Source organism: Mesorhizobium sp. M2C.T.Ca.TU.002.02.1.1, from assembly GCF_003997225.1.
In genome coordinates this window covers 1-8,009 of the sequence record NZ_RZTO01000224.1, presented here as the reverse complement: position 1 = coordinate 8,009, position 8,009 = coordinate 1, and the positions used below count along the sequence as shown (strand labels likewise).

Sequence of the window (8,009 nt, the reverse complement as noted above, 5' to 3'; positions counted from 1 at the left end):
GCTGCACCTTGGCCAAAGTCGTGGGCGAAAAATAGAGCCCGGCGCCCGCCAGACAGGCGACCGCAACAATTGCAAAGGCGATTTTTCCGCGCATCGACAAACAAGCCCTCTACCCGACGCGCCGATCCCGGTGGTCCATTGTAGCTCGATTCACGGCTCTTCGCCGCGATTTTCGCCGAATAGATAGGACAAGGCCTTGGCGGAAAAGGGCCAAAACTCGGCATTACGAAGATTTAATGTGCAGTGCACAAATGTTGGGCAGCCGGCAAATGAGCAGGATCAGGCGCCCTTCTCTGATCGAAAGTAGGCCGAAAATGCCCCTTTCCGGGAACGGAGCCGAGCGTTTTCGATAGAGGTGAGACGGGAAGCCGTGGGCCGCCATCACCTGAATATCAACACATCTTTACTAGCGAAGCATCGGCCATAGTGTCGCCGCCAGCAATAGACCCATGGCGATGTTGAACCATTTCAGCCGCACCGGATCCGACAGGAAGCCGCGCAGCGCCGTACCGAAACCGGCCCACACCGAAACGCTGGGCAGGTTGACAATGGTGAAGGCGATCGAGATCAGCGCCACGGAGACGAACGGGTGGTTGGCATTGGTGTAGACGGCCATGGCGGTGATCGCCATCACCCATGCCTTGGGATTGACCCACTGGAAGGCAGCGGCGTCGATGAAGCGCATCGGCCGTCCCTCCGCCCCTTTCCCGTCGCTCATCGAGCGCGACATGGCGATCTTCCAGGCAAGGTAGAGCAGATAGGCGGCGCCCGCGATCTTCAGCGCCGTATGCAGCGCAGGCAGCGCCGTGAGCACCGCGCCGAGCCCGAAGCCGACGGCCAGCAGCAGGATCAGAAAGCCGATGCTGACGCCCAGCATGTGCGGGACCGTCCTGGCGATACCGAAATTGACGCCGGAAGCGAGCAGCATGAGGTTGTTCGGCCCCGGCGTGATCGACGTCACGAAGGCGTAGACCAACAGGGCAAGGAATGCGTCGAGCGACATGTCATCCTCCCGGATATGTCAGCCTTACTGTCCCTTTTTTAGCAGATGCGCAAAAGCCACCGGCGGAGGACTGCCGGACCAGAGACAAGGTTGAAACGGTGTGAGCGCTGGCGTCCTTGTCACATTCCCTGCGGGCCGCGGTTCATCGCGGCGACGCCGGTACGGCAGATCTCGACCAGGCCAAGCGGCTTCATGATGGCAATGAACTGGTCGAGCTTGGAGCCCTTGCCGGTGATCTCGAAGATGAAATGCTCGGTGTTGGCGTCGATGACCGAGGCGCGGAAAGCGTCCGCAAGGCGGAGCGCCTCGACCCGGGCATCGCCGGTGCCGGCGACCTTGACCAGCGCGAGCTCGCGTTCCAGCGGCCGGTCCTGGCCGAGCTCGTGCGAACGGACGGACAGGTCGACCACCCGGTGCACCGGCACGATGCGCTCGAGCTGGTTCTTGATCTGCTCCATCACATGCGGCGTGCCGCGCGTCACGATGGTGATGCGCGACAGATGCTTCTCATGCTCGGTCTCGGAGACGGTAAGGCTCTCGATGTTGTAGCCGCGACCGGAAAACAGGCCGATGACGCGGGCAAGCACGCCCGGCTCGTTGTCGACCAGCACCGAAAGCGTGTGCGTTTCCGGCTTCTCGGTCTCCTTGGCGATGAAATAGGCGGAGCCGGTCGGTTGAAGGTGCTGTGCGTTCATGACGTGAATCTCGATTTCAGACTTTTGAGCTAATTCTCTGTTTGCGCACGGCTTTCTCGCGATAGCCCCGCCCCGGCATCATGCTCTAAACCAGTTCCCTGCCCTTGGCGTCGATGGCGTTGGCCACCGCTTCGTCGGTCGCCTCGTCCGGCAGGAGCATCTCGTTATGCGCCTTGCCCGACGGAATCATCGGGAAGCAGTTGGCCAAGGTCGCCACGCGGCAGTCGAACAGAACCGGCTTCTTCACCGAGATCATCTCCCTGATCGCGTCGTCGAGCTCATCCGGCTTGTCGCAACGGATGCCGTGGCCGCCATAGGCTTCCGCCAGCTTGACGAAGTCCGGCATCGCCTCGGTGTAGGAATGCGACAGCCGGTTGCCATGCAGCAGCTGCTGCCACTGGCGCACCATGCCCATATACTGGTTGTTGAGGATGAAGATCTTGATCGGCGCCTCATACTGCACCGCCGAGCTCATCTCCTGCATCGTCATCTGCACCGAAGCGTCGCCGGCGATGTCGATGACCAGCGCGTCCGGATGCGCGATCTGCACGCCGAGCGCCGCCGGCAGGCCATAGCCCATCGTGCCCAGGCCGCCCGAGGTCATCCAGCGGTTCGGCTTGTCGAAATGATAGTGCTGCGCCGCCCACATCTGGTGCTGGCCGACCTCGGTGGTGATATAGGTGTCCATGTCCTTGGTCAGCGCGTAGAGCCGCTGGATCGCATATTGCGGCATGATGACGTCGTTGTTCATCTTGTAGGCGAGCGAATCGCGCGCCCGCCATTTCGCGATTTGCTCCCACCACGGATAGAGCGCCTTCTTGTCGGTCTTGGCGGTCGCCCGCCACAGCCGCACCAGATCCTCCAGCACGCGGCCGACATCGCCGATGATCGGCACATCGGTGTGGACGTTCTTGTTGATCGAGGACGGGTCGATGTCGATGTGGATCTTCTTCGAATTCGGCGAGAACGCATTGAGCCGGCCGGTGATGCGGTCGTCGAAGCGCGCGCCGATGCAGACCATCACGTCGCAGTCATGCATCGCCATATTGGCTTCGTAGGTGCCGTGCATGCCGAGCATGCCGACCCAGTTCTTGCCGGATGCCGGATAGGCGCCGAGCCCCATCAGCGTCGAGGTGATCGGGAAGCCGGTGAGGTCGACCAGCTCGCGCAGCAGATGGCTGGCTTCCGGTCCCGAATTGATGACGCCGCCGCCCGAATAGATGATCGGTTTCTTGGCACCGGCCATCAGCTCGACCGCCGCCTTCACCTTTTCCAGGTCGCCCTGGACCTTCGGCTGGTAGCTGGTGCGCGGCGCCGTCTGCGGCGGCACATAGATGCCCTTGGCGAACTGCACGTCCTTCGGGATGTCGACCACGACGGGACCGGGCCGCCCGGTCGTCGCGACATGGAACGCTTCATGGATGGTGGCGGCGAGCTCGTTGACGTCCTTCACCAGCCAGTTGTGCTTGGTGCAGGGCCGCGTGATGCCGACCGTGTCGCATTCCTGGAAGGCGTCGGAGCCGATCAGCGACGTCGGCACCTGGCCGGTGAGGCAGACCAGCGGAATGGAATCCATCAGCGCATCCTGCAGCGGCGTCACCGCGTTGGTGGCGCCGGGGCCGGACGTCACCAGAAGCACGCCGGCCTTGCCGGTCGAGCGCGCATAGCCTTCCGCCGCATGGCCGGCGCCCTGCTCGTGCCGGACCAGGATGTGCTCGACCTCGTCTTGTTGAAAAATTTCATCGTAAATCGGGAGAACCGCGCCGCCCGGGTAGCCGAAGATGTGCTTGACGCCATTGTCCTTCAGCGCCTGCACCACCATTTCGGCGCCCGTCATTTCACGCCGCTCGTTCTGTCCGTTGCTCATCGGTCTGGTCCCGTACTGTCCGCCATCTGGCGATTTGCTGGTCGTTTAGTTCGATTGGAGGCAATAAAAAAGGCCCCCGAGGGAGCCTGTGTGGTGCGCATGGGAGGATTTCGCCCGGCGGTTACACCGCCTTGCCCACGCGCCAGCCTACGAGAATGAGTGCCGTTTTCATGGGCGCGGACAATAAGGGCGAAAACGCGGGCTCGTCAATGGGGTCCCGTACGAATTCACCCGCCTGTGAGAATGGCGCCCCGCGTTCCTTTGATACAGCTACCATAGTACAGTTGAGCGAGCCTCTCCGACGCACCACTATGCGTTGGCAAAGGACGTGCGAGGAGGACGCATGGCTGGCGAGCGGGAGCATATCCGCGAAATCGAACAGGTGCTGTCCGGCGCGCGATCGGCCCGCGACGATATCGTGGTCCAATCCTGGCTGCGCTGCATCGACACGCATCGGCTCGACCCGGCACGTCCGACGGAAGCCTACATCGTTCCCGAAACGCAGTTGCGCGAGCACCGCGAGCAGTCCGAAAGGCTGATCGCCATTGCCCGCAGCGGCCTGGAGACATTGTTCAAGCAGGTGGCTGGCCAGAACTACGTCTTGCTGCTGGCCGACGCCAAGGGCGTCACCGTCGACTTTCTCGGCGACCCGCTGTTCATGGATCAGTTGCGCAAGGCCGGGCTCTATCTCGGCTCCGAATGGTCGGAGAGCCGCACCGGAACCTGCGGCGTCGGCTCCTGCATCGTCACCGGCGAGGCGATGACCATTCACCAGACCGACCATTTCGACACCACCCACACGCCGCTCTCCTGCACCGCTGCGCCGATCTTCGACACCAAGGGCGAATTGACCGCCGTGCTCGACATCTCGCTGCTGCGCTCGCCACAGCCGAAGGTCAGCCAGAACCTTGCCCTTCACCTTGTGACGGCATCCGCCCGGCGCATCGAGCTCGCCAATTTGATGGCGCAGATGCATTCGGAATGGGTGCTGCGCTTCTCACGTTCGCCCGAATTCCTCGACGTCGATCCGGAAGCGGCCATCGCGCTCGACGCGTCGGGCCGCATCCTCGGCACGACGCGCGGCGCGGCGCTGCTTCTGGCGCAAGCCGGCGGCATCGACTGGAGGCTCTCGCCCTCGCCGATCGGCCAGCCGATCTCGCGTTTCCTCGACATGGATGTCGACGACTTGCCGAATTTGACACGCGGCCGTCCGACCGAGGAGCGGCTGGTGTTCGGCCGCAACGGCAGCGCGCTGTTCGCGCATGCCATCGAACCGCAGCCGACGAGTGGACGCCGCGTCCCTGTGGAGGTGCTGCCGGGACCGATCGCCGGGCTTTCGGGCGGCGACCCGGTTATGACGGCGGTGCAAATGCGGGCAGCCAAGCTGGCGCGCACCGCGATCCCGATCCTGATCCATGGCGAGACCGGCTCCGGCAAAGAGGTTCTCGCCCGGGCGATCCATGACAGTTCCGGGCGCGCCGGCCCGTTCGTGGCCATCAACTGCGCGGCTATCCCGGAACATCTGATCGAGAGCGAGCTGTTCGGGCACGCCGCCGGCGCCTTTACCGGCGCCACGGCCAAGGGGCGCAAGGGTCTGATCGAGAGCGCCGACGGCGGCACGCTGTTCCTCGACGAGATCGGCGATATGCCCTACGCGCTGCAATCGCGGCTTTTGCGGGTGATCGCCGAGCGCGAGCTGGTCCCGGTCGGCGGCATCGCGCCTCGGCCTGTCGACATCAAGATCATCTCCGCCTCGCATCATGACCTGCGCCAGCTGGTTGCCGAGGGCCGTTTCCGCGAGGACCTGTTCTATAGGCTGAACGCCGCTTCGCTGACCTTGCCGCCACTGCGCGAGCGCACGGATTTCGAATGGCTGCTGGAACGGCTGGTCGGTGAGCGCGCGCGCCTGGCCGGGCGGCCGGCAAGACTGTCGCCGGCGGCGCGACTGGCGCTGATCCGCCATGACTGGCCCGGCAACATCCGTGAGCTGGTCAACGCCGTGGATCTGGCGGTGGCGCTTTGCGACGATGAGACGATCCAGCCTTCCGACCTGCCCGATTTCGCCACGTCCCGCACGGCGCCCCCGGCCCCAGCCGCCAGCCTGGTCGCGCTGCGCGCCCCCTCGCCCGAGGAAGAGCGCAACGCCCTGCTGGCCGTTTTGGCGGCAACCGGCTGGAACATTTCCGAGGCCGCGCGGCGGCTCGGCGTCGACCGCACCACGGTGCATCGCCGCATGAAGCGCCTGCGGCTGGAAGCGCCGAACTGATATTACGGGGGTGTGGCGCGCCGTAGCGCGTGCAACAGAAACGCAACAGGCACGACGACGGAAGAGCGTCCTAACAGGTTGATTCCATTGCAATCCATAATGAGCGCCACGGTTGGCACGCCGCTTGCTGCTCATGGCGCACTCTAGCAAGTGGAGGAGAACAAATGCTCGAGAGAACACCCACCACCAAGGCGCAGGCGCTGCTCGACAAGTTCGGCAAGGCGCTGGAAGCCGGCGACATCGACAGCGCCGTCAACTGCTTCCAGGCCGACTGCTACTGGCGCGACCTCGTCACCTTCACCTGGAACCTGAAGACGATGGAGGGCCAGGACCAGGTTCGCGACATGCTGCGGGCGACGCTGGCCAACACCAAGCCGACCGGCTGGTCGGTGGCCAAGGGCGAGGAAGCGAGCGAGGACGGCGGCGTCATCACCGCCTGGATCACCTTCGAGACGAATGTGGCGCGCGGCTTCGGCCTCGTGCGGTTCAAGGGCGACCTGATCTGGACCCTGCTCACCACGATGGCCGAGCTGAAAGGGCATGAGGAGAAAGCTGGCTTCACCCGTCCGCTCGGCGCCAAGCACGGACACGGCAAGGACCGCAAGACGTGGCGTGAGGAGCGCGACGACGAGATCGCCGAGCTCGGCCATAGCAAGCAGCCCTATGTCGTCATCATCGGCGGCGGCCAGGGCGGTATCGCGCTCGGCGCCCGGCTGAAGCAGCTCGGCGTGCCGGCCATCATCGTCGAGAAGAACGATCGTCCCGGCGACTCCTGGCGCAAGCGCTACAAGTCGCTCTGCCTGCACGACCCGGTCTGGTACGATCACCTGCCCTATATCGACTTCCCGAAGAACTGGCCGGTCTTCGCGCCGAAGGACAAGATCGGCGACTGGCTGGAGATGTACACCAAGGTGATGGAGCTGAACTATTGGTCCTCCACCACCGCCAAATCCGCCAAATACGACGAGAAGGCCAAGGAGTGGACCGTCGTCGTCGAGCGCGACGGCAAGGAGATCGTGCTCAAGCCCAAGCAACTGGTGCTGGCGACCGGCATGTCCGGCAAGGCGAACTGGCCGAAATACAAGGGCCAGGACATCTTCAAGGGCGAGCAGCAGCACTCCTCGACCCATCCCGGCCCGGACAAATACCGGGGCAAGAAGGTGGTGGTCATCGGCTCGAACAACTCGGCGCACGACATCTGCGCAGCACTTTGGGAAGGCGGCGCGGACGTGACCATGGTGCAGCGCTCGTCGACCCATATCGTCAAGTCGGACACGCTGATGGATATCGGGCTTGGCGCGCTCTACTCCGAGCAGGCGGTCGAGAACGGCATGACGACGCGCAAGGCCGACATGATCTTCGCCTCGCTGCCTTACCGCATCCTGCACGAGTTCCAGATTCCGCTCTACGAGCAGATGAAGGAGCGCGACGCGAAATTCTACGCGGACCTGGAAAAGGCCGGCTTCATGCTCGATTGGGGCGATGACGGCTCCGGCCTGTTCATGAAATACCTGCGCCGTGGCTCCGGCTACTACATTGATGTCGGCGCCTGCGACCTCGTCATCGACGGCTCGATCAAGCTGAAGAGCGGACCGGGCGCCGCGGTGCAGGAACTCACCGAGACCGGCGTCAAATTCGTCGATGGCACCGAACTGCCGGCCGACCTCGTGATCTATGCCACCGGCTACGGCTCGATGAACGGCTGGGCCGCCGATCTCATCTCGCAGGAGGTGGCGGACAAAGTCGGCAAGGTCTGGGGCCTGGGCTCCGCCACCACCAAGGATCCCGGCCCATGGGAAGGCGAGCAGCGCAACATGTGGAAGCCGACGCAACAGGAAGCGCTGTGGTTCCATGGCGGCAACCTGCACCAGTCGCGCCACTACTCGCAGTATCTGTCACTGCAGTTGAAAGCCAGGCAGGTCGGGTTGCCGACGCCGGTCTATGGGCTGCAGGAGGTCTACCACAAGAGCTGACGTATGGCGCTCTCGCGGATGGCGGAAGCCCGGCCAGCCGGGCTTCCGCGTCTATGCCGCTTTTTCCGCCGCGAACTTCTTCACCACCCGCTCGAGCAACGGCACGTAATCGCGAAAGGCACGCGTCTTCATGTCGGCGACCTTGCCGCCCTCGTCCCAAATGCGCACGCGCACCGCTTCGTCATGGAAGGGATTGCTGCGGAAC

At 63.8% G+C, this 8,009-nt stretch carries 5 protein-coding genes and 1 pseudogene; 2 read left to right on the top strand and 4 right to left on the bottom strand.

All coding sequences use genetic code 11. From position 1 onward, the window contains the following. Nucleotides 1-406: 406 nt before the first annotated feature. From EOD07_RS14240 to EOD07_RS14230, 3 genes are all read right to left on the bottom strand, one after another. The gene (locus tag EOD07_RS14240; RefSeq protein WP_127235926.1) at nt 407-1,003 is read right to left on the bottom strand and encodes a LysE family translocator; all 597 of its coding nucleotides are present in this window, start codon (nt 1,001-1,003) and stop codon (nt 407-409) included. A gap of 119 nt (nt 1,004-1,122) precedes the next feature. Then, complete coding sequence (ilvN, locus tag EOD07_RS14235) at nt 1,123-1,698, bottom strand: acetolactate synthase small subunit (protein WP_040982128.1); 576 nt, start codon at nt 1,696-1,698, stop codon at nt 1,123-1,125. Nucleotides 1,699-1,783: 85 nt separating this feature from the next. Continuing rightward, nucleotides 1,784-3,565: an acetolactate synthase 3 large subunit gene (locus EOD07_RS14230; RefSeq protein WP_127235925.1), complete on the bottom strand. Its 1,782-nt coding sequence runs from the start codon at nt 3,563-3,565 to the stop codon at nt 1,784-1,786. A 343-nt stretch (nt 3,566-3,908) separates the two neighbouring features. Between EOD07_RS14230 and EOD07_RS14225 the strand changes: the two genes are divergently transcribed. Both EOD07_RS14225 and EOD07_RS14220 read left to right on the top strand, forming a co-directional pair. Next, nucleotides 3,909-5,831: a sigma-54-dependent Fis family transcriptional regulator gene (locus tag EOD07_RS14225; RefSeq protein ID WP_127235924.1), complete on the top strand. Its 1,923-nt coding sequence runs from the start codon at nt 3,909-3,911 to the stop codon at nt 5,829-5,831. A gap of 164 nt (nt 5,832-5,995) precedes the next feature. After that, entirely contained in the window at nt 5,996-7,804 is a 1,809-nt protein-coding gene (locus EOD07_RS14220; protein ID WP_127235923.1) for an NAD(P)/FAD-dependent oxidoreductase, read from the top strand. Nucleotides 7,805-7,855: 51 nt separating this feature from the next. Here the strand turns inward: EOD07_RS14220 and EOD07_RS38525 are convergent. Next, nucleotides 7,856-8,009: pseudogene (locus tag EOD07_RS38525) on the bottom strand (phosphodiesterase); the annotation flags it as partial.

Bases quoted from the DNA above. Each gene is read 5' to 3' on its own strand.
- EOD07_RS14240 (WP_127235926.1), bottom strand. From the start codon at position 1,003: ATGTCGCTCGACGCATTCCTTGCCCTGTTGGTCTACGCCTTCGTGACG.
- ilvN (WP_040982128.1), bottom strand. From the start codon at position 1,698: ATGAACGCACAGCACCTTCAACCGACCGGCTCCGCCTATTTCATCGCC.
- EOD07_RS14230 (WP_127235925.1), bottom strand. From the start codon at position 3,565: ATGAGCAACGGACAGAACGAGCGGCGTGAAATGACGGGCGCCGAAATG.
- EOD07_RS14225 (WP_127235924.1), top strand. From the start codon at position 3,909: ATGGCTGGCGAGCGGGAGCATATCCGCGAAATCGAACAGGTGCTGTCC.
- EOD07_RS14220 (WP_127235923.1), top strand. From the start codon at position 5,996: ATGCTCGAGAGAACACCCACCACCAAGGCGCAGGCGCTGCTCGACAAG.